At 69.3% G+C, this 23,294-nt stretch carries 22 protein-coding genes and 1 pseudogene; 11 read left to right on the forward strand and 12 right to left on the reverse strand.

Annotation, left to right across the window (positions count from 1 at the left end; all coding sequences use genetic code 11):
• Positions 1–15: 15 nt before the first annotated feature.
• The 3 genes from ASC82_RS27990 to ASC82_RS28000 all read right to left on the reverse strand — a co-directional run bounded on the left by ASC82_RS27990 (position 16) and on the right by ASC82_RS28000 (position 3,164).
• The gene (locus ASC82_RS27990; protein WP_056653702.1) at positions 16–1,275 is read right to left on the reverse strand and encodes an MFS transporter; all 1,260 of its coding nucleotides are present in this window, start codon (positions 1,273–1,275) and stop codon (positions 16–18) included.
• Between the two features lie 75 nt (positions 1,276–1,350).
• Positions 1,351–2,433: an inositol-3-phosphate synthase gene (locus tag ASC82_RS27995; protein ID WP_056653705.1), complete on the reverse strand. Its 1,083-nt coding sequence runs from the start codon at positions 2,431–2,433 to the stop codon at positions 1,351–1,353.
• Positions 2,434–2,483: 50 nt separating this feature from the next.
• A complete protein-coding gene (locus ASC82_RS28000; protein WP_024760413.1) occupies positions 2,484–3,164 on the reverse strand; it encodes a PadR family transcriptional regulator in 681 nt (226 codons plus the stop codon).
• A 370-nt stretch (positions 3,165–3,534) separates the two neighbouring features.
• Between ASC82_RS28000 and ASC82_RS28005 the strand changes: the two genes are divergently transcribed.
• Together ASC82_RS28005 and ASC82_RS28010 are read left to right on the forward strand one after the other, a co-directional pair.
• Entirely contained in the window at positions 3,535–6,348 is a 2,814-nt protein-coding gene (locus ASC82_RS28005) for a transglycosylase domain-containing protein (RefSeq protein ID WP_199862621.1), read from the forward strand.
• Between the two features lie 121 nt (positions 6,349–6,469).
• A complete protein-coding gene (locus ASC82_RS28010) occupies positions 6,470–8,044 on the forward strand; it encodes a glycosyltransferase 87 family protein (RefSeq protein WP_079039524.1) in 1,575 nt (524 codons plus the stop codon).
• Between the two features lie 15 nt (positions 8,045–8,059).
• On the opposite strand, the gene ASC82_RS28015 is transcribed toward ASC82_RS28010, so the two are convergent.
• The 3 genes and pseudogenes from ASC82_RS28015 to ASC82_RS28025 all read right to left on the reverse strand — a co-directional run bounded on the left by ASC82_RS28015 (position 8,060) and on the right by ASC82_RS28025 (position 10,750).
• Positions 8,060–9,091, reverse strand: a complete 1,032-nt coding sequence (locus ASC82_RS28015; RefSeq protein ID WP_024760416.1) for an alanine racemase — start codon at positions 9,089–9,091, stop codon at positions 8,060–8,062.
• Positions 9,092–9,173: 82 nt separating this feature from the next.
• Positions 9,174–10,292, reverse strand: coding sequence for a peptidoglycan bridge formation glycyltransferase FemA/FemB family protein (locus ASC82_RS28020; protein ID WP_024760417.1), 1,119 nt, complete (start codon positions 10,290–10,292; stop codon positions 9,174–9,176).
• A 141-nt stretch (positions 10,293–10,433) separates the two neighbouring features.
• A pseudogene (locus tag ASC82_RS28025) lies at positions 10,434–10,750 on the reverse strand (hypothetical protein).
• A 286-nt stretch (positions 10,751–11,036) separates the two neighbouring features.
• Between ASC82_RS28025 and rpsF the strand changes: the two are divergent.
• The 4 genes from rpsF to rplI all read left to right on the forward strand — a co-directional run bounded on the left by rpsF (position 11,037) and on the right by rplI (position 12,760).
• Positions 11,037–11,327: a 30S ribosomal protein S6 gene (gene rpsF, locus ASC82_RS28030; RefSeq protein WP_005482942.1), complete on the forward strand. Its 291-nt coding sequence runs from the start codon at positions 11,037–11,039 to the stop codon at positions 11,325–11,327.
• Positions 11,328–11,400: 73 nt separating this feature from the next.
• Complete coding sequence (locus ASC82_RS28035) at positions 11,401–12,000, forward strand: single-stranded DNA-binding protein (RefSeq protein ID WP_056653712.1); 600 nt, start codon at positions 11,401–11,403, stop codon at positions 11,998–12,000.
• Between the two features lie 58 nt (positions 12,001–12,058).
• Positions 12,059–12,295 carry a 30S ribosomal protein S18 gene (gene rpsR, locus ASC82_RS28040; RefSeq protein ID WP_005315025.1) on the forward strand — a complete coding sequence of 79 codons (237 nt, stop codon included), beginning with the start codon at positions 12,059–12,061 and terminating at the stop codon, positions 12,293–12,295.
• 18 nt (positions 12,296–12,313) lie between these two features.
• Entirely contained in the window at positions 12,314–12,760 is a 447-nt protein-coding gene (rplI, locus tag ASC82_RS28045; RefSeq protein WP_056653714.1) for a 50S ribosomal protein L9, read from the forward strand.
• Between the two features lie 85 nt (positions 12,761–12,845).
• Here the strand turns inward: rplI and ASC82_RS28050 are convergent, their stop codons facing one another.
• A complete protein-coding gene (locus ASC82_RS28050) occupies positions 12,846–14,183 on the reverse strand; it encodes an MATE family efflux transporter (RefSeq protein ID WP_056653717.1) in 1,338 nt (445 codons plus the stop codon).
• A 424-nt stretch (positions 14,184–14,607) separates the two neighbouring features.
• Between ASC82_RS28050 and dnaB the strand changes: the two genes are divergently transcribed.
• Complete coding sequence (gene dnaB, locus ASC82_RS28055) at positions 14,608–16,089, forward strand: replicative DNA helicase (protein ID WP_079039525.1); 1,482 nt, start codon at positions 14,608–14,610, stop codon at positions 16,087–16,089.
• Between the two features lie 95 nt (positions 16,090–16,184).
• Positions 16,185–16,322: a hypothetical protein gene (locus tag ASC82_RS30490; protein WP_157863515.1), complete on the forward strand. Its 138-nt coding sequence runs from the start codon at positions 16,185–16,187 to the stop codon at positions 16,320–16,322.
• Here ASC82_RS30490 and ASC82_RS28060 read toward each other — a convergent pair.
• Complete coding sequence (locus ASC82_RS28060; protein ID WP_056653720.1) at positions 16,292–17,233, reverse strand: NAD(P)-dependent oxidoreductase; 942 nt, start codon at positions 17,231–17,233, stop codon at positions 16,292–16,294. The two genes, ASC82_RS30490 and ASC82_RS28060, sit on opposite strands and share 31 nt — an antisense overlap.
• An 81-nt stretch (positions 17,234–17,314) precedes the next feature.
• Between ASC82_RS28060 and ASC82_RS28065 the strand changes: the two genes are divergently transcribed.
• Positions 17,315–18,697, forward strand: a complete 1,383-nt coding sequence (locus ASC82_RS28065; protein ID WP_056653724.1) for a serine hydrolase domain-containing protein — start codon at positions 17,315–17,317, stop codon at positions 18,695–18,697.
• A 123-nt stretch (positions 18,698–18,820) separates the two neighbouring features.
• Here the strand turns inward: ASC82_RS28065 and ASC82_RS28070 are convergent, their stop codons facing one another.
• The 3 genes from ASC82_RS28070 to ASC82_RS28080 all read right to left on the reverse strand — a co-directional run bounded on the left by ASC82_RS28070 (position 18,821) and on the right by ASC82_RS28080 (position 20,742).
• Positions 18,821–19,273, reverse strand: a complete 453-nt coding sequence (locus ASC82_RS28070; protein WP_056653728.1) for a GNAT family N-acetyltransferase — start codon at positions 19,271–19,273, stop codon at positions 18,821–18,823.
• Positions 19,274–19,316: 43 nt separating this feature from the next.
• A complete protein-coding gene (locus ASC82_RS28075) occupies positions 19,317–19,775 on the reverse strand; it encodes a MarR family transcriptional regulator (RefSeq protein WP_024760435.1) in 459 nt (152 codons plus the stop codon).
• A gap of 103 nt (positions 19,776–19,878) precedes the next feature.
• Positions 19,879–20,742 (reverse strand): GNAT family N-acetyltransferase, encoded by an 864-nt coding sequence (locus tag ASC82_RS28080; protein ID WP_056653731.1) that lies wholly within the window; start codon positions 20,740–20,742, stop codon positions 19,879–19,881.
• A gap of 143 nt (positions 20,743–20,885) precedes the next feature.
• On the opposite strand from ASC82_RS28080, the gene ASC82_RS28085 reads away from it, so the two are divergent.
• Both ASC82_RS28085 and ASC82_RS28090 read left to right on the forward strand, forming a co-directional pair.
• Entirely contained in the window at positions 20,886–21,527 is a 642-nt protein-coding gene (locus ASC82_RS28085) for an HAD-IB family phosphatase (protein ID WP_242427808.1), read from the forward strand.
• Between the two features lie 108 nt (positions 21,528–21,635).
• Positions 21,636–22,871 (forward strand): globin domain-containing protein, encoded by a 1,236-nt coding sequence (locus ASC82_RS28090; RefSeq protein ID WP_056654367.1) that lies wholly within the window; start codon positions 21,636–21,638, stop codon positions 22,869–22,871.
• Here the strand turns inward: ASC82_RS28090 and ASC82_RS28095 are convergent.
• Positions 22,814–23,293, reverse strand: coding sequence for an NUDIX hydrolase (locus ASC82_RS28095; RefSeq protein WP_056653734.1), 480 nt, complete (start codon positions 23,291–23,293; stop codon positions 22,814–22,816). The two genes, ASC82_RS28090 and ASC82_RS28095, sit on opposite strands and share 58 nt — an antisense overlap.
• Position 23,294 lies beyond the last annotated feature (1 nt).

A 23,294-nucleotide genomic window follows, 5' to 3' on the forward strand; every position in this document is an offset into this window, starting at 1 on the left:
GTTTCACGTGAAACATCACCCCTCCGTGCGTTCCCTTCGCAGCGCCAGCGCGATCGCCGCGTAGACCACGGCAACCAGAACGACCAGCAGCGGAGAGCGACCGTCCGGCGGCAGCACCAGCGCCGCGACACCGGCAGCGCCGACGAAGGCGACGTTGAACAGCACGTCGTAGAGGGAGAAGACCCGTCCCCGGTAAGCGTCGTCCACCGTCGTCTGCACCACCGTGTCCGTCGCGATCTTGGCTCCCTGGGTGATGAGCCCGAGGACGAAGGCGGCGACGAGGAAGGGCGCGGGGTCGAAGAACAGACCGAGCGTCGGCACCAGGACGGCGGCGAGCCCGGCGCAGAGGGTCATCCAGCCGAAGGGGCCCAGTCGCCCCACCGCCCAGGGGGAGAGGACGGCGGCCGCGAAGAACCCGGCGCCCGAAGCGGCGACGGCGATCCCCAGGAGGCCGAGACCCTCGGACTCCGTGGTGCTCCAGGCGTAGCGGCTGAGCATCAGCACGGTGACGAGCAGGGCGCCGTAGCAGAAGCGCATCAGCGCGACCGCGGTCAGCGCTCGCGCGGCCGGCCGTCGTTCGGCGAGGTGTCGCAGTCCCTCGGCCAGCCCGCGGGCCGTGGAGGCCAGGGCGGAGGTGAGCCGCTGCGGGGTGACCGTGGAGTCGGGTCCGAGGAGCCCCTGGGGGATCCGCAGGGAGGCGAGGGCGGCCAGGAGGTAGAGGGCGGCGCCGAAGGCCACCACGACCGCGTCGGAGTTGTCGGCGATCAGTCGGACGCCGAAGGCCAGACCGCCCCCGACAGTCGCGGCGAGCGTGCCGGCCGTAGGGGAGAGCGAATTCGCCACGACCAGTCGCTCCTCGTCGACGACGCGGGGGAGCGCGGCCGAGAGTCCCGCGAGCACGAAGCGGTTGACCGCCGTGACGGAGAGGGCGGAGGCGTAGAAGAGCCAGTCGGGGACGGAGGCGACGACGAGGACGGCGGTCCCGCAGGCGAGCAGGGCCCGCAGGAGGTTCCCGTACAGGAAGACCTGGCGGCGCTGCCAGCGGTCGAGGAAGACTCCGGCGAAGGGTCCGACCAGCGAGTACGGGAGCAGGAGTACGGCCATGGCGGAGGCGATGGCGGTGGGCGAGGTCTGCTTCTCGGGGGAGAAGACGACGTACGTGGCGAGGGCCACCTGGTAGACGCCGTCGGCGCACTGCGAGAGCAGCCGGACGGCGAGCAGGCGGCGGAAGTTCGTCAGGCGCAGGAGTACGCGCAGATCACGTACGACGGACATGGCAGCAAGACTCACATACGAAGAGGGCCCCCGGGCAGCGCCGCGGGGACCCTCTTCGACAAGCGTGGCGGGCGCTTAGCGCTCGACCTCACCCTTGATGAACTTCTCGACGTTGGCCAGGGCCTCGTCGTCGAAGTACTGCACCGGCGGGCTCTTCATGAAGTAGCTCGACGCGGAGAGGATGGGGCCGCCGATGCCGCGGTCCTTGGCGATCTTCGCGGCGCGCAGGGCGTCGATGATGACACCCGCGGAGTTCGGGGAGTCCCAGACCTCGAGCTTGTACTCCAGGTTCAGCGGAACGTCACCGAAGGCGCGGCCCTCGAGGCGCACGTACGCCCACTTGCGGTCGTCCAGCCAGGCCACGTAGTCCGACGGGCCGATGTGGACGTTCTTCTCGCCCAGCTCGCGGTCCGGGATCTGCGAGGTGACGGCCTGCGTCTTCGAGATCTTCTTGGACTCGAGGCGGTCGCGCTCGAGCATGTTCTTGAAGTCCATGTTGCCGCCGACGTTGAGCTGCATGGTGCGCTCAAGACGGACACCGCGGTCCTCGAACAGCTTCGCCATCACGCGGTGCGTGATGGTGGCGCCGACCTGCGACTTGATGTCGTCGCCGACGATCGGGACGCCCGCCTCGGTGAACTTGTCCGCCCACTCCTTGGTGCCGGCGATGAAGACCGGGAGAGCGTTGACGAACGCGACCTTGGCGTCGATGGCGCACTGCGCGTAGAACTTCGCAGCGGCCTCGGAGCCCACGGGCAGGTAGCAGACGAGAACGTCGACCTGGCGGTCCTTGAGGACCTGGACGACGTCGACCGGCTCCTCGGCGGACTCCTCGATGGTCATGCGGTAGTACTTACCGAGACCGTCGAGCGTGTGACCGCGCTGGACCGTGACGCCCGCGTTCGGGACGTCGCAGATCTTGATGGTGTTGTTCTCGCTGGCGCCGATGGCGTCGGAGAGGTCGAGGCCGACCTTCTTCGCGTCGACGTCGAAGGCGGCGACGAACTCGACGTCACCGACGTGGTAGTCGCCGAACTGGACGTGCATCAGGCCGGGCACCTTGGCCGCCGGGTCGGCGTCCTTGTAGTACTCGACGCCCTGGACCAGCGAGGCGGCGCAGTTGCCCACGCCGACGATGGCTACGCGAACCGAACCCATTTCCGGTTGCTCCCTGTTGTGATCGTGGAAGCCCTGCTGTGTGCAGGGTTTCACTTGGCGGTGTCGTCGGACGGATCCGGCCGGGTACTGCCCCCGTGCCGGGGCAGGCCGCCCGTTTCTCCAGAATCGTTGTCGTGCAGAGCGGGGGCGTCGGGGCCGGATCGCTGATCCCGTCCCGCCCTCTCGCTCTCGATGAGCTCGTTCAGCCAGCGCACTTCGCGCTCCACGGACTCCATGCCGTGGCGCTGCAGCTCAAGTGTGTAGTCGTCGAGTCGCTCGCGGGTCCGGGCCAGGGAGGCGCGCATCTTCTCCAGGCGCTCCTCCAGTCGGCTGCGGCGGCCTTCGAGCACCCGCATCCGTACTTCGCGCTCGGTCTGGCCGAAGAAGGCGAAGCGGGCGGCGAAGTGCTCGTCCTCCCAGGCGTCGGGGCCGGTGTGGGTGAGGAGCTCCTCGAAGTGCTCCTTACCTTCCGGTGTCAACCGGTAGACGATCTTGGCCCGGCGTCCTGCGAGTGAAGCGGCGAGCGCCTCCTCGGGGGCGCTGCCCGGCTCCTCGATCAACCAGCCGTTGGCGACCAGCGTCTTGAGGCAGGGATACAGCGTCCCGTAGCTGAAGGCCCGGAAGACCCCCAGCGAGGTGTTGAGGCGCTTCCGCAGCTCGTACCCGTGCATCGGGGCCTCGCGGAGCAGGCCGAGAACGGCGAACTCGAGGATGCCTGAGCGCCTGCTCATCCGTCGCCTCCTCCGCTTCTCGGGACCCTTATGCCGTGCTGATGTATCGACTCGATACATCAGCACGATAGAACGGCCGCACTGTCCCGACAAGTGGGACCGCCGTGACCGGCGTCACATCGTCAATTCACAGGGATCGACTTGCCTGATTTGGGGTGAACTCCGGCCCTACGTGGGTTTTGGTCGTGCGTAGTCTGTGCGGCATGCAGACCACCGGGAACCAAGCGATGCCGTGGGGCGTCAGTGCTGCGGGTGACCGGCTGCGTTCCGGAGGGACCTCCGATGGGGTTCCGTCCGTGCGCATTTCGGGGGGACCGGAACTCAACTGCCGCTTCCAGGCGTACGCGCCTGCCCGAGGAGTAGTCGTTCGATGAGCGAGCATCGTCGCAGAATGCCGCCGCAGGAGCCGCCGACCGGTGGCCGCGCGGCGGCACGACGCGCTGCCCAGCAGCCGGTGGGCCGCAGGTCGGCCCCGGCCCAGGATGTCGTCGGTAGGGGGGCCCCTTCGGCCTCGTACGGGCCGCCTTCTTCCCATGGGGAGGAGCCGCGGCCCTACGGCGGCCGCGCGGAGGCCCGACGGGCCGCGCAGCGCGGCGGCCGCCGAAAGGGTGCCGAAGCCGGCCCCGGGGGCCCTGGTGGTCCCGCCGGTCCCGGTGGAGGACGGCGCGGTGGCGGCGGTGGTGGCGGCGGTCGCGGCAGTGGTCCGGGGCGCGGCTCCGGTGGTCGTCCGCCGGGCAAGAAGCGGATCATCGACTACCCGCGGTACGACAAGTACGGCTGGCGTCGCTGGATGCCGTCGTGGAAGCTCGTGACGGGCACGTTCCTGGTGTTCGTCGGTGTGCTGATGGGCGGCGCGGTCTTCGCGTACTCCCAGGTCGGCATCCCTGAGCAGGACGATTCCGCGACCTCGCAGAACAACATCTACTACTGGGCCGACGGCTCGCGCATGGTCGCGACCGGCAGCGGCACCAACCGGCAGATCGTCGGCATCGAGCAGATCCCGCGGGTCATGCAGGAGGCCGTTGTCTCGGCCGAGAACAAGACCTTCTGGGACGACTCGGGCATCGACCCGATGGGCATGGGCCGCGCCGTGTGGAACATGGCCAAGGGCGGCGAGACCCAGGGTGGTTCGACCATCACCCAGCAGTACGTGAAGAACAACCGGCTCAACGACCAGTCGCAGACCCTCACCCGGAAGGTGAAGGAACTCTTCATCTCCATGAAGGTCGGCAACGAGCTGGGCAAGGGCCAGATCATGGCCGGCTACCTGAACACGTCGTACTACGGGCGTGGTGCCTACGGCATCCAGGCGGCCTCCCGCGCGTACTTCAACAAGGACGCCAAGTACCTCAACGCCAGTGAGTCGGCGCTGCTCGCCGCGGTGCTGAAGGGCGCGACGTACTACGACCCGGCCGGCTACCCGGAGATCGACCCCGAGGCCACGCCCGAGAAGAACCTCGACCGTGCCACCAAGCGGTGGAGCTGGATCCTCGACGAGATGGTCAAGGACGGCAAGATCACGGCCGAGGAACGCGCCAAGTACACGACGCTGCCCAAGGTCCAGAAGCGCAAGCAGGACGCGGCGCTGACCGGCCAGATCGGCTACCTCGTCAGCTCGGCCAAGGCGAACTACATCAACAGCAACACCGATGGGGTCGGCACCAAGGAGCTGGAGCGCGGCGGCTACGAGATCTACACCACCTTCGACAAGAAGAAGGTGAACCAGCTCGAGAAGGCGGTCCAGAGGGTCTACAAGGAGAACATCGACCCGAAGAAGCGGCCGACGAAGGACACCCACGTCCAGTTCGGCGGTGCCTCCGTCGACGCGAAGACCGGCGCGGTCGTCGCGATCTACGGCGGCCAGAACGCGACGAAGCACTTCACCAACAACGCCGACCAGACCGGTGCCCAGGTCGGATCGACCTTCAAGCCCTTCGTGCTGGCCGCCGCGATGAAGGACGGAGTCCGGGACAAGGACCTCGGTCCCACCCAGGACGCGGCCTCCCGCACGATCGTGGACCCCGACAAGAGCCGCTACTCCGGCAAGAACGGTCTGAAGATCCGGGAGTACAACGGCGAGATCTGGCAGAACGAGAAGGGCGAGGAGTGGCTCCAGACCAATGACGGCGACGAGAGCTACGGCTCCATGACCCTTCGTCGGGCCATGATCAAGTCGGCCAACTCGCCGTACGTTCAGCTGGGCATGGACATCGGCATCGACAGGGTCCGCGCGGCTGCGGTCAGTGCCGGTCTGCGCGAGAACTCGCTCGTCAAGGGCGAGGTGCCCTCCTTCTCCCTCGGTATCTCCAGCCCGAGCGCCATCCGGATGGCGGGCGCCTACGCGACCTTCGCCAACAACGGAGAGCAGAACGACCCGTTCTTCGTGACGAAGGTGGTCAAGGGCGGGAAGACCGTCTACAAGCACGAGAGCAAGACCGTGCAGGCCTTCTCGCCGGCCATCGCCAGCAACGTCACCGACGTGCTCCGGTCCGTCGTGGAGGACCCGGAGGGCACCGGCCGCAAGGCCGCGATCCCGGGCCGTGCCGTGGCCGGCAAGACCGGTACGACCGACGGCAACAAGTCGGCCTGGTTCGTGGGCTACACCCCGCAGCTGTCCACCGCCATCGACATGTTCCGCTTCGACGACGACGAGTCGAAGAAGAACCGCGAGTTCGAGGAGATGTACGGCACGGGTGGCAAGGACACGATTCACGGTTCGTCGTTCCCGTCGCAGATCTGGAACGACTACATGACGGAAGCCGTCGCGGACATGCCGGACGTGAAGTTCCCGGAGCCCGAGAAGCTGGACGACGCCAAGCCGGTCTTCGGCGGCGGAGCCACCAGCCCGACGCCGTCGCCGACGCCCACCCCGACGCCCACGGAGACCACGGCCGCGCCGACGACGACGGCACCGACGACGACTCCCCCGGCCACGCCGACGACGAATCCCCCGACGACGGCGACGAAGCCGCCGAAGCCGGACAAGACGACCTGTGACGTCTTCGACTGGGACTGCAACAACCCGGGTGGCGACCCGGGCGGCAACACCGGTGAGCCCACGACCACGCCGCCGACCACGACGGACGAGCCGACACCGACCGGCGACCCGACGACGGAGGACCCGGGCGGCTCCACCGGCAAGCCCGGCGGCGGAAGCGGCGGGAACGGGGTCTGGACTCCCTGACCCGGGCCGCGCCTTCACCCGGGCACGCAGCGAGGGCCGTCGCGTCCGTCCGTACTTTCCGTACGGGCCGGACGCGGCGGCCCTCGCCGCTTTCCCAGGGACGTACGGCAGGATGTCCCCCATGCCGAGCCTCCAGAAGACGCGCGAGCCGCAGGACCGGCCGCAGGGCCCGCCGGCGGTCATCCCCACCCATCGGGACGAGGTGGCCGCCGCGGGCAGCGAGCTGATCGGCGGCCCCTTCGGCCGCCGCGCCCTGATCGGCGGCGGTCAGTTCACGCCGGTGCGGGTGATCGCCCTCGTGGCCATCGGGATGTTCGCCCTCGGCATGGTGCAGAAACTGCCCTGCTACAACTGGGCCTGGTTCCGCGGCACCACCTCGCAGTACACCCACGCCTGTTACTCGGACATCCCGCACCTCTTCTCCGGACGCGGGTTCGCCGACGGCCTGGTGCCCTACTTCGACCGGCTGACCGGCGACATACCGTTCCTGGAGTACCCGGTCCTGACGGGCCTCTTCATGGAGGTCGCGGCCTGGCTGACGCCCGGCAGCGGCACCATGGACCACCGCGAGCAGACGTTCTGGATGGTCAACGCTGGCATGCTGATGGTCTGCGCGGCCGTCCTCGCGGTCTGCGTGACACGGACGCACCGGCGCCGCCCCTGGGACGGTCTCCTGGTCGCCCTGGCGCCCTCCATCGCGCTCACCGCCACGATCAACTGGGACATACTGGCCGTCGCCCTGACGTCCGCCGCCGTCCTCCTGTGGTCGCGCGGCCGGCCGCTCGGCTTCGGCATCCTGCTCGGCCTGGCCACGGCCGCGAAGTTCTACCCGATACTGCTGCTCGTCCCGCTGCTGCTGCTCTGCTGGCGCGCGGGGAAGTGGCGGGAGTACGGGACGGCCGTGCTCGGCGCGGCGGGCGCGTGGCTGGTCGTGAACCTGCCCGTGATGCTGATGGCTCCCGAGGGGTGGAAGCAGTTCTACCTCTTCAGCCGTGACCGGAACGTCGACTTCGGTTCGGTCTGGCTGCTGGTCAGCCAGCGGACGGGCACGTCGATCCCGCCGGAGAAGGCCAACCTGTACGCGCTGATGCTGATGGTGGTCGCGGTGGTCGCCCTCGGCTTCCTGGCGCTCAACGCCCCCCGCAGGCCCCGCTTCGTCCAGCTGGCCTTCCTGATCGTCGCCGCGTTCGTCCTGACCAACAAGGTCTACTCGCCGCAGTACGTGCTGTGGCTCGTCCCGCTCGCGGCCCTCGCCCGGCCGCGCTGGCGCGACTTCCTGATCTGGCAGGCGTGCGAGGTCATGTACTTCCTGAGTATCTGGATGTACCTGGCCTTCATGAACAGCGGCAACAAGCAGGGACTGCCGGTCGACGGCTACCAGTTCGCGATCGTCCTGCACCTGCTCGGCACGCTGTACCTGTGCGTCATGGTCGTACGCGACATCCTCATGCCCGAGAAGGACCCGGTCCGGCAGGACGGCTCGGACGACCCCTCGGGGGGCGTCCTGGACGGCGCGGAGGACGTCTTCGTCACGGGCAGGGCGGCGCACCCGGCACGGCACGCCGCACGGACGGTGGAGGGGCCGCGGGTGGAGTGGGGCACGCCCGGAGAACGAGAAACTCCTGAAGAACTGGAAACCCCGGGAGAACGAGAAACCCCCGGAGAGCCGGAAACGGGTCCGGACCCCCGGGGGTGAACGTGCTCGGCCGGCTCAGCGCTCCACGAGCCGGTCGAACTGCGTCGTGGTGTGGCGAAGATGCGCCACCAGCTCGTCGCCGACGCGAGGCTCCGTGGCGTCGGAGGGCACGAACAGGATCGACACCTGCATGTGCGGCGGCTCGGCGAACCAGCGCTGCTTGCCCGCCCAGACGAACGGCGACAGGTTCCGGTTGACCGTGGCCAGACCGGCCCGTGCGACGCCCTTGGCGCGCGGCATGACGCCGTGCATCGCCTTGGGGGCCTCCAGGCCCACGCCGTGCGAGGTGCCGCCGGCGACGACGACCAGCCAGCCGTCGGACGCGGCCTTCTGCTGGCGGTAGCCGAACCGGTCCCCCTTGGCGACCCGGGTCACGTCGAGGACGGCGCCCCGGTACTCGGTGGCCTCGTGGTCGCCCAGCCAGAGCCGGGTGCCGATCCGCGCGCGGAAGCGGGTCTGCGGGAACTGCTGCTGGAGCCTGGCCTGCTCCTCGGCCCGCAGGTGGCTCACGAACATGGTGTGCAGCGGCAGGCGGGCGGCCCGCAGCCGGTCCATCCAGGCGATGACCTCCTCGACGGCGTCGGTGCCGTCCGGGCGGTCCAGCGGGAGGTGGAGGGCGAAGCCTTCGAGGCGTACGTCCTCGATGGCGGCGTGGAGCTGCTGGAGCTCCTCCTCGTGGACGCCGTGACGCTTCATCGAGCTCATGCACTCGATCACGACGCGGGCGCCCACCAGGGCGTGGACGCCGTCCACGGAGGACACGGAGCGGATGACCCGGTCCGGCAGCGGAACCGGTTCCTCGCCCCGGCGGAAGGGGGTGAGGACCAGCAGGTCGCCGCTGAACCAGTCCTTGATGCGCGCGGCTTCGTAGGTGGTGCCGACCGCGAGCATGTCGGCGCCGAAGCGGGCGGCCTCGTCGGCGAGGCGCTCGTGCCCGAAGCCGTAGCCGTTGCCCTTGCAGACCGGGATCAGACCGGGGAACTGGTCGATGACGGTCTTCTGGTGCGCGCGCCAGCGAGCGGTGTCGACGTAGAGGGAGAGCGCCATGGCCGGCCCGGAACCTTTCTGGTGGCAGCGGTGTATCAAAGATATGTACGAGACTACGGAACAGTCGCCGAAGCGACGCCGCTCAGCGGCGGGACATGTAGATGTCGAGCGCCTTGTGCAGCAGCTTGTTCAGCGGGAAGTCCCACTCGCCGACGTACTCGACGGCCTCGCCGCCCGTGCCCACCTTGAACTGGATGAGCCCGAAGAGGTGGTCGGTCTCGTCGAGCGAGTCCGAGATGCCCCGCAGGTCGTAGACGGTCGCGCCCATCGCGTAGGCGTCGCGCAGCATCCGCCACTGCATCGCGTTCGAGGGCCTGACCTCGCGTCCGATGTTGTCGGAGGCGCCGTAGGAGTACCAGACGTGGCCGCCGACGACGAGCATGGTCGCGGCGGACAGGTTCACGCCGTTGTGGCGCGCGAAGTACAGCCGCATGCGGTTGGGGTCCTCGTTGTTGAGGACGGTCCACATGCGCTGGAAGTACGAGAGCGGGCGCGGCCGGAAGTGGTCGCGGACGGCCGTGATCTCGTAGAGCCGCTGCCACTCGGCCAGGTCCTCGTAGCCGCCCTGGACGACCTCGACGCCGGCCTTCTCGGCCTTCTTGATGTTGCGGCGCCACAGCTGGTTGAAGCCCTTGAGGACGTCGTCGAGCGAGCGGTTCGCGAGGGGGACCTGGAAGACGTAGCGGGGCTGGACGTCACCGAAGCCGGCGCCGCCGTCCTCGGCCTGCTGCCAGCCCATCTTCCGCAGCCGGTCCGCGACCTCGAAGGCGCGCGGCTCGATGTGGGTGGCCTCGACGTCCTTGAGGCGCTTCACGTCCGGGTCCTGGATGCCGGACTTGATGGCCGCGGCGTCCCAGCGGCGGATGACGACGGGCGGGCCCATCTTCACCGAGAAGGCGCCCTGCTGCTTGAGGTGCGCCAGCATCGGCTGCAGCCAGTCGTCGAGGTTCGGCGCGTGCCAGTTGATGACCGGACCCTCGGGCAGGTACGCGAGGTAGCGCTTGATCTTCGGGAGCTGGCGGTAGAGCACCAGGCCGGCGCCGACGAGCTCGCCGTTCTTGTCGAACCAACCGAGGTTCTCCGAGCGCCACTCGGTCTTCACATCAGCCCACGCCGGGACCTGGCAGTGGCTCGCCGCGGGCTGGCTCTGGATGAATCCCAGATGCTGCTCACGGCTGATGGTCCTCAGGGTCAGGCTCATGCGGGGCGCTCCTCGGCAGGTGTGTCCCCATCGGTCAGGGGCTCCGGCTCTCGCGCCGAAGCCTACTGTGACCGGGGAGCGCCCCGGATGGGCGTGTGCGCCCTGACGTGCCGCTGGGCCCGCCCTGACGTGCCGCCGGACTCAGTAGCTGATGACGCCCCCGAAGAGTCCGCCGTGTGCCATGCCGAGGTAGAAGCCCACCCCGGCCAGGCCGAGTCCGACGACCAGGGCGAAGCGCTCGCGGGTCGTGGCGGAGATGAATTGGCCGTACGCCCCGGTCAGGATGCCGATGAGCCCCGCCCAGGAAGTCAGCAGGTGGAGGTTGTGGAACTGGGCGGTGACGAAGGAGAGGACTCCCAGCACCAGCGTCACGCCGAGGAGCGTGTCCTGGAGGGGGTGGGGCTTGCCGTCGGTCGCGAAGAGGGAGTGGCCGGGTCGGGTCGCATTGCCTGTGCCATGAGGGCACCTCCTGGCGTGCCTGCCGGACGGCGGCGCATCTTAGCGCCGCCGACATCCGATGTGTACAGATTGCGTCCCCTCACCGGGGAATTTCAACCGGAGGCCGATGTGCAGGTACTCTGTACGGTCTGCACCGGTGTCTGCCCTGGTCCGTCCTGGATCCCGACCGTGCCCCTCGTTCGTCGAGGGGGATTGTCAGTGGTGGCGGATACCGTTGCTTACGCATCACGACCCTCCTGCCACGGAACGACCGTGGCCGCTGAGTCCAAAGGAGGTGGGTTCCACATGCGTCACTACGAGGTGATGGTCATCCTCGACCCCGATCTGGAGGAGCGCGCTGTCGCCCCCCTGATCGAGAACTTCCTCTCCGTCGTCCGTGAGGGCAACGGAAAGGTCGAGAAGGTCGACACCTGGGGCCGTCGTCGTCTCTCGTACGAGATCAAGAAGAAGCCCGAGGGCATCTACTCGGTCATCGACCTGCAGGCCGAGCCTGCGGTCGTCAAGGAGCTCGACCGCCAGATGAACCTGAACGAGTCGGTCCTCCGGACCAAGGTCCTCCGCCCCGAGACCCACTGAGCTTCTAGCTCAGAGGTCATCGGGTTCGAGTAGCTACAAGCAGCCAGAAGCAATCCCGCCGAGAGGTTCCCCCATGGCAGGCGAGACCGTCATCACGGTCGTCGGCAATCTTGTCGACGACCCCGAGCTGCGCTTCACCCCGTCCGGTGCGGCGGTCGCGAAGTTCCGTATCGCGTCCACCCCCCGCACCTTCGACCGTCAGACCAACGAGTGGAAGGACGGCGAGAGCCTCTTCCTCACCTGCTCGGTCTGGCGTCAGGCGGCGGAGAACGTCGCCGAGTCGCTTCAGCGAGGCATGCGCGTTGTCGTGCAGGGCCGGCTGAAGCAGCGGTCCTATGAGGACCGTGAGGGCGTCAAGCGCACGGTCTACGAGCTGGACGTCGAGGAAGTCGGCCCCAGCCTCAAGAACGCCACGGCCAAGGTCACCAAGACCACTGGTCGCGGTGGTCAGGGCGGCTACGGCGGCGGTGGCCAGCAGCAGGGTGGCGGCAGCTGGGGTGGAAACTCCGGCGGCGGTGCCCCGCAGGGTGGTGGCGGTGCTCCCGCCGACGACCCGTGGGCGACCGGTGCTCCTTCTGGCGGTTCCGGCGGTTCCGGCGGCCAGCAGGGCGGCGGAGGCGGCGGCTGGGGTGGGAACTCCGGCGGCGGCTACTCGGACGAGCCTCCCTTCTAGGGCACACGCCCTCGAAGCAGCTCGTATCCCCACTTCTTGATCACACAGGAGAAACACCATGGCGAAGCCGCCTGTGCGCAAGCCTAAGAAGAAGGTCTGCGCGTTCTGCAAGGACAAGACCGCGTACGTGGACTACAAGGACACGAACATGCTGCGGAAGTTCATTTCCGACCGCGGCAAGATCCGTGCCCGCCGCGTCACCGGCAACTGCACGCAGCACCAGCGTGACGTCGCCACGGCCGTCAAGAACAGCCGTGAGATGGCGCTGCTGCCCTACACGTCCACCGCGCGATAAGGAAAGGGTGACCGAAAAATGAAGATCATCCTGACCCACGAGGTCTCTGGCCTCGGCGCCGCCGGCGACGTCGTCGACGTCAAGGACGGCTACGCTCGCAACTACCTGGTCCCGCGTGGTTTCGCGATCCGCTGGACCAAGGGTGGCGAGAAGGACGTGGCGCAGATCCGCCGCGCCCGCAAGATCCACGAGATCGCGACCATCGAGCAGGCCAACGAGATCAAGGCCCAGCTCGAGGGCACGAAGGTTCGCCTGGCCGTTCGCTCCGGCGACGCCGGCCGTCTCTTCGGCTCCGTGACCCCGGCCGACATCGCCTCGGCGATCAAGACCGCGGGTGGCCCCGACGTCGACAAGCGTCGCGTCGAGCTCGGTTCGCCGATCAAGACCCTGGGCTCGCACCAGGTCTTCGTGCGTCTGCACCCCGAGGTTGCCGCGAAGCTCGGCGTCGAGGTCGTCGCCGCGTAACGCTGCCCTTGGCAGTCTGCGCTCAGCAGTAAGGAAGGGCCGTACCCCTCGGGGTGCGGCCCTTCCGCTGTTTCACGTGAAACGTTCAGCGTGTGGCGCCCGTGACGATCCAGCGGCCGGAGCGTGAGCGCAGCCAGAGCGTCACCATCCGGACGGTCATCATCAGGGTCATCGCCCACCAGAGGGCGGTCAGCCCGCCACCGAGCACCGGAACGAGCAGGGCGACCGGGGCGAAGACCACGAGGGTCAGCAGCATGGCCCAGGCCAGATAGGGGCCGTCGCCCGCGCCCATGAGGACGCCGTCGAGGACGAAGACGACCCCGGAGATCGGCTGGGACAGCGCGACCACCAGCAGGGCGGGGAGCAGGGTGTCCTGGACGGTGGTGTCGCTGGTGAAGAGCGGGACGAACAGGGGGCGGGCGGCGATGAGGAGCGCGCCGAGCACCACTCCGGAGAGCACGCCCCACTGGACCATGCGTCGGCAGACCTGGCGGGCGCCCTCGGCGTCGTTCGCACCCAGGTAGCGGCCGATGATGGCCTGGCCGGCGATGGCGATCGCGTCGAGGGCGAAGGCCATCAGGCTCCACAGGGACAGGATGATCTGGTGGGCGGCGACCTCGGCGTCACCCATCCGGGCGGCGACGGCGGTGGCGATCATCAGGACCGCGCGGAGCGAGAGCGTACGGACCAGGAGCGGGGCGCCGGCCTGGGCGGAGGCCCGGATGCCGGCCGCGTCCGGGCGGAGGGAGGCGCCGTGGCGCCGGGCACCCCGTACGACCACGAAGAGGTAGGCGACGGCCATGCCGCACTGGGCGATGACCGTGCCCCAGGCCGAGCCGGCGATCCCCAGGCCGGCGCCGTAGACCAGTCCGACGTTGAGCGCCCCGTTGACCGCGAAGCCGCCGATGGCCACGTAGAGCGGCGTACGGGTGTCCTGGAGGCCCCGCAGGACGCCGGTGGCGGCCAGGACGACCAGCATGGCGGGGATGCCGAGGCTGGAGATCCGCAGATAGGTCACGGCATAGGGGGCGGCGGTGTCGGAGGCGCCGAAGAGGTCGATGAGCCAGGGGGCGGTGGGCAGGGTAAGGGCGACGACGGCGGCGCCGAGGAGGAGGGCGAGCCAGATGCCGTCCATGCCCTGTCGGATGGCGGCCTGGAGGTCGCCCGCGCCGACGCGCCGGGCGACGGCCGCCGTGGTCGCATAGGCGAGGAAGACGAAGACGCTGACGGCGGTGGACAGCAGGGCGGCGGCGATCGCGAGACCCGCGAGCTGGGGGGTTCCGAGGTGGCCGACGATGGCGCTGTCGACCATGAGGAAGAGCGGCTCGGCGACGAGCGCACCGAAGGCCGGCAGGGCGAGGGAGACGATCTCGCGGTCGTGCTGTCGGCGGACGGCCTTGGAGGTCGCGGGGGCCTGGATCATGGGGTCAATCTAATCTTCCACAGGTAAGCGACACAATGGCCAAGAGGCTATTACTTTACTGGGGAGCGGGGCTTCGGGTGTGGGCCGTTTGTTCTGATCTTGGTCCGGGTGGAGAACTTTTTCTCCCCCACAGGCCGTGGATGGAAAAGATGCAGGTCAGATGGGTAAGGGTGGGGGTGTTATGAGTTTGTCCACATGGCTGTCCCCCGCTCCGTGCACAGGATCCGGGGAGTTCTCCACAGCATCTGGCCGTTCACCCACAGGCCCTGTGGATAACCAGATTGGCTGACGCTCCTCGCGGGCCTACCGTGGTCCGGCGCCCGACGCGCCAGCAGCGGTCGCAAAGCCACTTGTTGATGAAGGCCGTGGCGTAAGAAAGAGTGGCACGGCGAGGTCCGCGGAGCGGACGGGAGGAGGTGGCTTGGTGAGCGTTACCGAGCCCATGGACGACCCCTGGGCCGACAGCGGACCAAGCGACCGGTTGCCCACCCGTACCCGAGGAGAAGGACGCGGCCGGGGCCGCGGGCGCGACGACCAGCACGAGCGCGGCAACGACGGCCCGTGGGACGGTGGACTCTCCGGATTCGAGCGCGTCCCCCCGCAGGACCTCGACGCCGAGCAGTCCGTCCTCGGCGGCATGCTGCTCTCCAAGGACGCCATCGCGGACGTCGTGGAGATCATCAAGGGCAACGACTTCTACAAGCCCGCCCACGAGACCGTCTACGCGGCGATCCTCGACCTGTACGCCAAGGGCGAGCCCGCCGACCCCATCACCGTCGGCGCCGAACTCACCAAGCGCGGTGAGATCACCCGCGTCGGCGGCGCCTCCTACCTCCACACCCTGGTCCAGTCGGTACCGACCGCGGCCAACGCCTCGTACTACGCCGAGATCGTCCACGAGCGCGCCGTCCTGCGCCGCCTCGTGGAGGCCGGCACCAAGATCACGCAGATGGGCTACGCGGCCGACGGAGACGTCGACGAGATCGTGAACTCGGCCCAGGCCGAGATCTACGCGGTCACCGAGCAGCGCACCACCGAGGACTACCTGCCGCTCGGCGACATCATGGAGGGGGCCCTCGACGAGATCGAGGCGATCGGCTCCCGCAGCGGCGAGATGACGGGTGTGCCGACCGGCTTCACCGACCTCGACTCGCTCACCAACGGTCTGCACCCCGGCCAGATGATCATCATCGCGGCCCGTCCCGCCATGGGTAAGTCGACCCTCGCCCTGGACTTCGCCCGGGCGGCCTCGATCAAGCACAACCTGCCCAGCGTCATCTTCTCCCTCGAAATGGGCCGCAACGAGATCGCGATGCGCCTGCTCTCGGCGGAGGCCCGGGTCGCGCTCCACCACATGCGCTCCGGCACGATGACCGACGAGGACTGGACGCGCCTCGCCCGCCGCATGCCCGATGTCTCCCAGGCGCCCCTGTACATCGACGACTCCCCCAACCTGTCGATGATGGAGATCCGGGCGAAGTGCCGCCGGCTCAAGCAGCGCAACGGCCTCAAACTCGTGATCATCGACTACCTGCAGCTGATGCAGTCCGGTGGTTCGAAGCGGCAGGAGAGCCGTCAGCAAGAGGTCTCCGACATGTCGCGAAACCTCAAGCTCCTCGCCAAGGAGCTGGAGCTGCCGGTGATCGCGCTCTCCCAGCTGAACCGTGGCCCCGAGCAGCGCACCGACAAGAAGCCGATGGTCTCCGACCTGCGTGAGTCCGGCTCGATCGAGCAGGACGCGGACATGGTCATCCTGCTGCACCGCGAGGACGCCTACGAGAAGGAGTCACCGCGAGCGGGCGAGGCCGACATCATCGTCGGCAAGCACCGTAACGGTCCGACGGCCACGATCACCGTCGCCTTCCAGGGCCACTACTCCCGCTTCGTGGACATGGCCCAGACCTGACCGGAGGCCGGTCGGTCCTCGACGGGCTGATCCTCACCCTGCTGTTCACCGACGTCCCCCTCGGCGGCGGTCGCAGGCTCACCGCGCTCGGCGTCATGGAGACCGTCGGCTGCACCAACCACGCCTGGGAGACGCTCGCGACGATCTGCGTCGCCCCGACCGCCGTGTGGGGACCGGCGATCATCGCTCTCGCGATCGCCTACTACCGACGCCGGACCCGTGCCGCCGGATGAGGCAGTTGGGCGGCGGCGAGGGCCCGTACGCCCGCCAGGCTGTCGTCGTGGGTGGGCGACCAGCCGAGTTCCCGTTCGGCCTTGCCCGCGTCGAGGCGCAGCTGGGAGGTCATGGCCGTGTGGGCCAGGGGAGCCGGCTTGAGCAGCCAGAGCGGGACCCGCAGGGGCTTGGGGGCACCGAAGGCCGCGGCGACCTCCTGGAGGTGTCTGCCGAAGGGGAGCGGGGTGCGGTCGGCGATGTTGTAGGCCTGGCCGGGGGTGCCGCTCTCGACGGCGAGGACGACGGCCCGTGCCGCGTCGTCGACGTCCACCCAGGAGAAGGCGCGTCCGTGGTCGGCGACCACGGGCAGGGAGCGCTTGCGCAGGAGGGGGAGCACGTCGGTATCGGTGACTCCGGAGCCGTAGAAGAAGCCGAAGCGCAGGCTGATCCCTTCCAGTCCCTCCGCGGTGAAGGCCAGGCGCTCCTTGGTGCGCATGGCATCGACGTGGCGCTCCAGCCAGGCGTTGGTGCCGCGCGGGCCGAAGGGGGTGTTCTCCTCGGTGATGAGGCCGGTGCCGTGGTCCCCGTACCCGTAGCCGAACATCATCGACTCGACCACGAACCGGCGGGCACCGGTCGCGCGGGCGGCGGCGAGCAGGTTCTCGGTGCCCCGGGTCCGCAGGGCGTTGGTCGGCACCATGCTCTGGTGGCGTGCCATCGACTCGCCCTTGAGCGCGGTCGCCGCGTGGACGACCGCGTCGAAGGCGAGCCCGTCCACGGCCCTGAGGACCGCGTCGGCGTCCAGGAGGTCGGCGCGCAGCGTGTTCGTGGCACCCCGGCCGAGCCCCGCGACCTCATGGCCGGCAGCGGTCAGCTGTCGGGTGGCGCTCCGGCCCAGTGCGCCGCTCGCTCCTGCCAGCAGAACCCTCATGTTCGTACTCCCTTCCGATCCGGTGATGTCGAGGGGACGGATCGGGAAGCTTCGAATGTGACATCACGTTGGATGGGATCTATGACGACATCTTTCGAAGCTTTGTTGCCCGGTACCGAGAGGGCCCTGCTGCACCGTGTGGCGGTCGCCCAGTCCGAGGGGCGCGCGCCCTCCTTCGTGGGGGCGGTGGTCCGTGACGGCGCGCTGGTGTGGAGCGGCTCGCGCAGCTGTGTGGACGGGCACGCGCCGGACGCCGACACGCAGTTCAGGATCGGCTCACTCACCAAGGTCTTCACGGCCGTGCTCGTGATGCGCCTGCGGGACGAGGGACTGCTCGCCCTCGACGACCCGCTGGAGCGCCACCTCAAGGGGACGGGCGTCGGCGAGGTGACGATCGCTCAGCTCCTCGGCCACAGCGGTGGTCTCGCGGCCGAGACGCCCGGCCAGTGGTGGGAGAGGTCTTCCGCCACGTTGCGCCCGGAGCTCTCCGACGTCCTGGGGGAGCGGCCCTCGCTCCGGACTCCGGGGCGCGGCTTCCACTACTCCAACCCCGGCTACACGCTGCTCGGTTCGCTCATCGAGGAGGTGCGGGGGGTCTCCTGGGCGGAGGCGCTGCGGCGCGAGATCCTGGAGCCGCTGGGGATGAGCCGTACGACGCTCGACCCGGTCGCCCCGCACGCGGGCGGCTGGGCGGTGCACCCCTGGGCCGATGTGATGCTGCCCGAGCCGTCCGAGGATCTGGGACTGATGGCGCCGGCCGGGCAGTTGTGGTCGACGGCGGCGGATCTCGGCCGGTTCGCCGTGTTCCTCGCGGCGGGCGACGAGCGGGTGCTCGTGGCGGCCTCCGTGGAGGAGATGCGGGTTCCTGCCTCTCCCGCCGGTGAGGGCGACTGGGAGGGGAGCTACGGGCTCGGTCTCCAGCTGCTGCGCAGGGACGGCCGGACGCTGATCGGGCACACCGGCTCGCTGCCGGGCTTCGTCGCCTGCCTGTGGGTGAGCGTGGAGGACGGGCTGGCGGGCATCGCCCTCGCCAATGCCACGTCCGGGCCGCTGACGGCAGCCGTGGCGGCCGATCTCGTACGGATCGTGGCGGACGCCGAGCCGAGGTTCCCGGAGCCCTGGCGGCCCCTTCCTGAGGCCGAGGTCGACGAGGAGCTGCTGTCCCTGACGGGGCCCTGGTACTGGGGCACGTACTCCTACGGGCTCCGGCTCGGGCCCGAGCGGTCCGTGGTGCTGGAGCCGCTGAGGGGAGCCGGGCGGCGGGCTCGCTTCCGTGCGCTGCCCGAGGGCGGCTGGGTCGGGCTCAACGGCTACTACGCGGGAGAGACGCTCCGGGTGGTGCGGCGCCCCGACGGCAGTGTGAGCCACCTCGACCTGGCGTCCTTCGTCTTCACCCGGGAGCCGTACGAGCCGGGGGACGCCGTACCGGGAGGGGTGGACGAGGCGGGCTGGCGCGGCCTCTGAGCCGTCCGGCCGGTGGTGCGGTCCCTACGGGCCACCTCGTGTTTCACGTGAAACAGCGCGCCGGGGCGGTTCCCGGCGCGCTGTCCGCGCAGTGCCCGGTCCGCTGTTGGACCGTGGGTGGCCTCAGAGGTTCTTCTTGAAGCCCACGTGGGAGGCCTCGAAGCCGAGCCGCTCGTAGAAGCGGTGGGCGTCGGTGCGGGTGGCGTCGGAGGTCAGCTGGACCAGTCCGCAGCCCTGGCGGCCGGATTCCTCGACGGCCCACTCGATGAGCTGCGTCCCGAGCCCGCTGCCGCGCTCGTCGGCGTGGATGCGGACGCCTTCGATGATCGAGCGGGTGGTGCCCCGGCGGGAGAGCCCGGGGATCACCGTCAGCTGGAGCGTCCCGACGACCTTCTCGCCGCGGACCGCCACGACGACGTGCTGGTGGGGGTCGCTCGCGAGGCGCTCGAAGGCGGCGAGGTACGGGGAGAGGTCGTCGGGCGACTCGCGCTGTGCGCCCAGCGGATCGTCGGCGAGCATGGCCACGATGGCCGGCAGGTCGGTCGCGGCGGCGGGGCGTATTTCAAGATCGCTCATGCCCGCAGCGTACGTATGCCCGGCTGACGCTGCCTCCTACGGGTCAGACGGTGACGGTTGCGCCCTCGACGACCTGGACCAGCGGGGCGAGCTCCGGGTTCTTCGCGGCTTCGTCGAGGGCTTCGCGCAGCGCGCTGTCGTTGGTGGGACGGGCCTCTTCGAGGAGCTTCAGGCCGGACTCGGTGACATCGGTGTAGATGCCGCGCCGATCGGTGGCGCAGAGGTACCGGGTGAGCAGGCCGCGGTCCTCGAGCCGGGTGACGAGCCGGGTGGTGGCGCTCTGGCTCAGCACGACGGCGTCGGCGACCTGCTTCATCTGGAGGTGACCGCCCGGGCCGCTGTGCTGGCGGCTGAGGACGTCGAGGAGCGAGTACTCGCGGACGCTCAGGCCGTGACGGGACTCCAGGGCGCGCTCGATGTGGGCCTCGATCCTGCCGTGCAGCAGGGAGAGGGCGCACCAGCGCTGGGAGAGCGCGGTCAGTGCGGGGTCCGTGGCGGTCATGGTCTCTCCTCGGTCTCTCCTCGGCGCCGGAGCGGCTCATGACCAGCGTAGACGATGCAACGCAATAATGGGCGTCTGCAAGTAAATCGGATCCGGGCGGGTCCTAGCCCGCCGCGACGGTCACCGGAGCGAAGCGCCGGCGCCAGTCGCCGGGAAGGTCCGGCAGGGAGCGGACCATCACCGAGGTGTTGGCGATCGAGTCGATGCCGTTCCCCTTCACCCAGCTCAGCAGCTCCGTGTGGCGCACGTCGATGTCCGTGCGCAGCGGGCGGTCGGTGGCGGCGGCCAGGGAGGCGATCAGCGCCTGGGCCGTGGCCGGGTCCTTGGCGATCAGCGGTCCGACGACATGCGTGTCCATGTTGGGCCACGCCGCCGCGAAACCGGTGATCTCGCCGTTCTCCTCCGCGACCCGGAGATGGTCCGCGAACGCGGGCAGTCGCGTGATGATGTGCGTGCGGTCGAGGCCGAAGACCTCGCGGTCCAGGCGCAGGATCGCCTGGAGGTCATCCGCGGTCGCCGGGCGGACGGGAGCGTCCGGGGCGGGCGTGGTGAAGCTGAACCGCCCGCTCACCATCTCGGCCCGGCTCGTCTCGACGAAGCCGAGCTGCTCGTACAGGGGCTGCCCGTTGGTCGTCGCGTACAGGGTGAGTGCGGTGTCGCCGGCCTCCGCCAGGACGTGCTCCATGAGCCGGCGGCCCACCCCTTGGCGTGCGTACGACTCGGCGACGAGCACCATGCCGATCGCGGCGAGCCCCGGGCCGTAGGAGGTGACCACGCAGCAGGTGATCAGCCCCGTGCCGGACGGGTCGTCGATGCCGTATCCGGTACCCGAGGTGAGGAGATGGCCCCACTTGTACTCCTCGCGCAGCCACCCCCTGTTCTCGGAGAGGTCGGCGCAGGCGAGGAGGTCGTCCGTGGTGAGGCGCCGGATGGGAAGCTGAGCGAGAGCGGCAGGGGGCGTAGGCATGCCTTTCAGGCTGGCCGAAGCGGTGATCTTCCGTCCACCGGTTTACGAGATCCGGCCGATTACCCGGGGAAGCGTTGATTCCCTTCCCTGGGATGCGGACGATGTTTCACGTGAAACCGCACGTGAAACCGAGTGAATCCATCGTGTCCCGACACGGCAGACTCCACCTCTTCGACCTCGACGGCACGCTGATCCGAGGCTCGGCCGCCGCTGTGGAGATCTCCCGCCAACTGGGACTCGTGGAAGAGATCGCCGCGTTGGAGGAGGGGTTCCTGCGGGGGCTCACTCCGGACGAGTTCGCCGTGCAGGCCCACGCGCTCTGGTCCGCGCTGACCCCGGACCAGGTCGCCGCCGCCTTCGAGGGCGCGCCCTGGCTGGAGGGCATCCGCGAGGTCTGGGCCGATATCCGGGCCCGGGGCGAGCACTGCGCGGTCATCTCCCTCTCGCCGGACTTCTTCGTCAAGCGCCTGCTCGACTGGGGCGTCGACACGGCACACGGTTCGCTCTGGCCCGCCGTCCCCTTCACCGAGCCGATCCACCGGCCCGGCATCCTCGACGCGGCGGCGAAGGTACGGATCGCCCGGGAGCTGTGCACGGAGTACGACGTGGAGTGGGCGGACTGTGTGGCCTACGGGGACTCGATGTCCGACGCCGAGCTCTTCGCGATCGTGCGGGACACCGTGGCCGTGAACGCGGACCACCATCTCGCCGGGATCTCCCGTCACAGCTACACCGGCGGGGACCTGCGCGAGGCCTACGGCTTGGTCCGAAACAGCGCAGCTTAGCCAGAAACCCGGCCCTATGGGCCGAGAACACCGCTTTCCGTCCGAAGCGGTGCTCGGCAGGGTCATGCTGCGGGCACGGAAGCCGGCCAGCGCGAGGCGAGGCACATGATGGATGCTCCGACCACCACGACGGACGGGACGGAGGCCCGAATACCCGAAGAGGTCTCCGCTCAAGAGGTCTCCTCCGACGCGTTTCTGGTCCGCCGCACCCTGGCGGAGATCGCACCCGTCGCCGACCAGGTGACCTCGTACTTCTACGCCCTGCTCTTCGTCCGGAACCCCGAGCTGCGCGAGATGTTCCCCGCGGCCATGGACACCCAGCGGGACCGGCTCCTGAAGGCCCTCCTGACGGCGGCCGAGCACCTGGACGACGTACCCGTCCTCACCGCGTACCTGGAGAACCTCGGCAAGGGGCACCGGAAGTACGGCACGAGGGCCACCCACTACCCGGCCGTCGGCGAGGCCCTCATCGGGGCGCTCGTCCGGTACGCCACGGCGAGCTGGGACGAGAAGACCGAGGCGGCCTGGGTCCGTACGTACACGACGATCTCCCAGATCATGATCGACGCGGCGGCGGAGAACGAGCAGCACGCGCCCGCCTGGTGGCAGGCCGAGGTGGTCTCCCACGATCTCCGCACCCCCGACGTCGCCGTCGTCACCCTCCGGCCCGACCAGCCGTACCCCTTCCTGGCAGGGCAGTACACGACACTGGAGACCCCCTGGTGGCCGCGCACATGGCGCCACTACTCCTTCGCCTCGGCGCCCCGGCCCGACGGGCTGCTCTCCCTCCACGTCAAGGCGGTCCCGGCGGGATGGGTGTCCAATGCGCTGGTCCACAGGGCGCGCCCCGGAGACGTCCTGCGGCTCGGCCCGCCGGCCGGCTCGATGACGGTGGACCACTCCACCGACACCGGACTGCTCTGCCTCGGCGGCGGCACCGGGATCGCGCCGATCAAGGCCCTGGTCGAGGACGTCGCCGAGCACGGCGACCGGCGGCCGGTCGACGTCTTCTACGGGGCGCGCAGCGGTCACGGCCTGTACGACATCGACACGATGCTGCGGCTCCAGAAGACCTTCCCCTGGCTCTCCGTCCACCCGGTCACCGAGGAACAGGGGCGCCTCCCGGACGCCGTCTGCCGCTACGGGTCCTGGGAGGAGCGCGACGCCTACCTCTCGGGCCCGCTCGGCATGGTCCGGCGCGGGGTCGACGCCCTGCGCGGCGCGGGGGTGCCATCGGACCGCATCCGGCACGACTTCCTGGCAGAGCTCACCCCCGCGAGCGGGGATCAGCCCAGGTCAGGGGCGTGCATGGCGCGAACCCCCTCGATGTTGCCGTCGAGGTAGTGGCGCAGGGAGAGAGGGACGAGGTGGACGGCGGCGATGCCGACCCGGTTGAACGGCACCCGGACGATCTCGTACTCGCCGATCGGCTCGTCGATCTCGGGGCCGTGTCGCAGGGACGGGTCCATGGAGCCGAGCCGGCACACGAAGAAGTGCTGGACCTTCACCCCGGAGACCCCACCGTCGACGATGTGCTCGACGGTGTCGACGAAGCAGGGCACCACATCGGTGATCTTGGCGCCGAGCTCCTCGAGCACCTCGCGGTGCAGGGCCTCGACGACGGTGGAATCGGAGGGTTCCACGCCACCACCGGGCGTGACCCAGTAGGGATCCATCCCCGGCTTGGTGCGTTTGATGAGGACGAGATCGTCCCCGTCGAGCAGGATGGCGCGTGCGGTGCGCTTGATCACGGGCCGTTCGGTCATG

It is taken from the genome of Streptomyces sp. Root431 (genome assembly GCF_001426585.1).
In the GTDB taxonomy this organism is placed as follows: Bacteria; Actinomycetota; Actinomycetes; order Streptomycetales; family Streptomycetaceae; genus Streptomyces; species Streptomyces stackebrandtii.

Bases quoted from the DNA above. Each gene is read 5' to 3' on its own strand.
- ASC82_RS27990 (WP_056653702.1), bottom strand. From the start codon at position 1,275: ATGTCCGTCGTACGTGATCTGCGCGTACTCCTGCGCCTGACGAACTTC.
- ASC82_RS27995 (WP_056653705.1), bottom strand. From the start codon at position 2,433: ATGGGTTCGGTTCGCGTAGCCATCGTCGGCGTGGGCAACTGCGCCGCC.
- ASC82_RS28000 (WP_024760413.1), bottom strand. From the start codon at position 3,164: ATGAGCAGGCGCTCAGGCATCCTCGAGTTCGCCGTTCTCGGCCTGCTC.
- ASC82_RS28005 (WP_199862621.1), top strand. From the start codon at position 3,535: ATGAGCGAGCATCGTCGCAGAATGCCGCCGCAGGAGCCGCCGACCGGT.
- ASC82_RS28010 (WP_079039524.1), top strand. From the start codon at position 6,470: ATGCCGAGCCTCCAGAAGACGCGCGAGCCGCAGGACCGGCCGCAGGGC.
- ASC82_RS28015 (WP_024760416.1), bottom strand. From the start codon at position 9,091: ATGGCGCTCTCCCTCTACGTCGACACCGCTCGCTGGCGCGCGCACCAG.
- ASC82_RS28020 (WP_024760417.1), bottom strand. From the start codon at position 10,292: ATGAGCCTGACCCTGAGGACCATCAGCCGTGAGCAGCATCTGGGATTC.
- rpsF (WP_005482942.1), top strand. From the start codon at position 11,037: ATGCGTCACTACGAGGTGATGGTCATCCTCGACCCCGATCTGGAGGAG.
- ASC82_RS28035 (WP_056653712.1), top strand. From the start codon at position 11,401: ATGGCAGGCGAGACCGTCATCACGGTCGTCGGCAATCTTGTCGACGAC.
- rpsR (WP_005315025.1), top strand. From the start codon at position 12,059: ATGGCGAAGCCGCCTGTGCGCAAGCCTAAGAAGAAGGTCTGCGCGTTC.
- rplI (WP_056653714.1), top strand. From the start codon at position 12,314: ATGAAGATCATCCTGACCCACGAGGTCTCTGGCCTCGGCGCCGCCGGC.
- ASC82_RS28050 (WP_056653717.1), bottom strand. From the start codon at position 14,183: ATGATCCAGGCCCCCGCGACCTCCAAGGCCGTCCGCCGACAGCACGAC.
- ASC82_RS30490 (WP_157863515.1), top strand. From the start codon at position 16,185: ATGGAGACCGTCGGCTGCACCAACCACGCCTGGGAGACGCTCGCGACG.
- ASC82_RS28060 (WP_056653720.1), bottom strand. From the start codon at position 17,233: ATGAGGGTTCTGCTGGCAGGAGCGAGCGGCGCACTGGGCCGGAGCGCC.
- ASC82_RS28065 (WP_056653724.1), top strand. From the start codon at position 17,315: ATGACGACATCTTTCGAAGCTTTGTTGCCCGGTACCGAGAGGGCCCTG.
- ASC82_RS28070 (WP_056653728.1), bottom strand. From the start codon at position 19,273: ATGAGCGATCTTGAAATACGCCCCGCCGCCGCGACCGACCTGCCGGCC.
- ASC82_RS28075 (WP_024760435.1), bottom strand. From the start codon at position 19,775: ATGACCGCCACGGACCCCGCACTGACCGCGCTCTCCCAGCGCTGGTGC.
- ASC82_RS28080 (WP_056653731.1), bottom strand. From the start codon at position 20,742: ATGCCTACGCCCCCTGCCGCTCTCGCTCAGCTTCCCATCCGGCGCCTC.
- ASC82_RS28090 (WP_056654367.1), top strand. From the start codon at position 21,636: ATGGATGCTCCGACCACCACGACGGACGGGACGGAGGCCCGAATACCC.
- ASC82_RS28095 (WP_056653734.1), bottom strand. From the start codon at position 23,293: ATGACCGAACGGCCCGTGATCAAGCGCACCGCACGCGCCATCCTGCTC.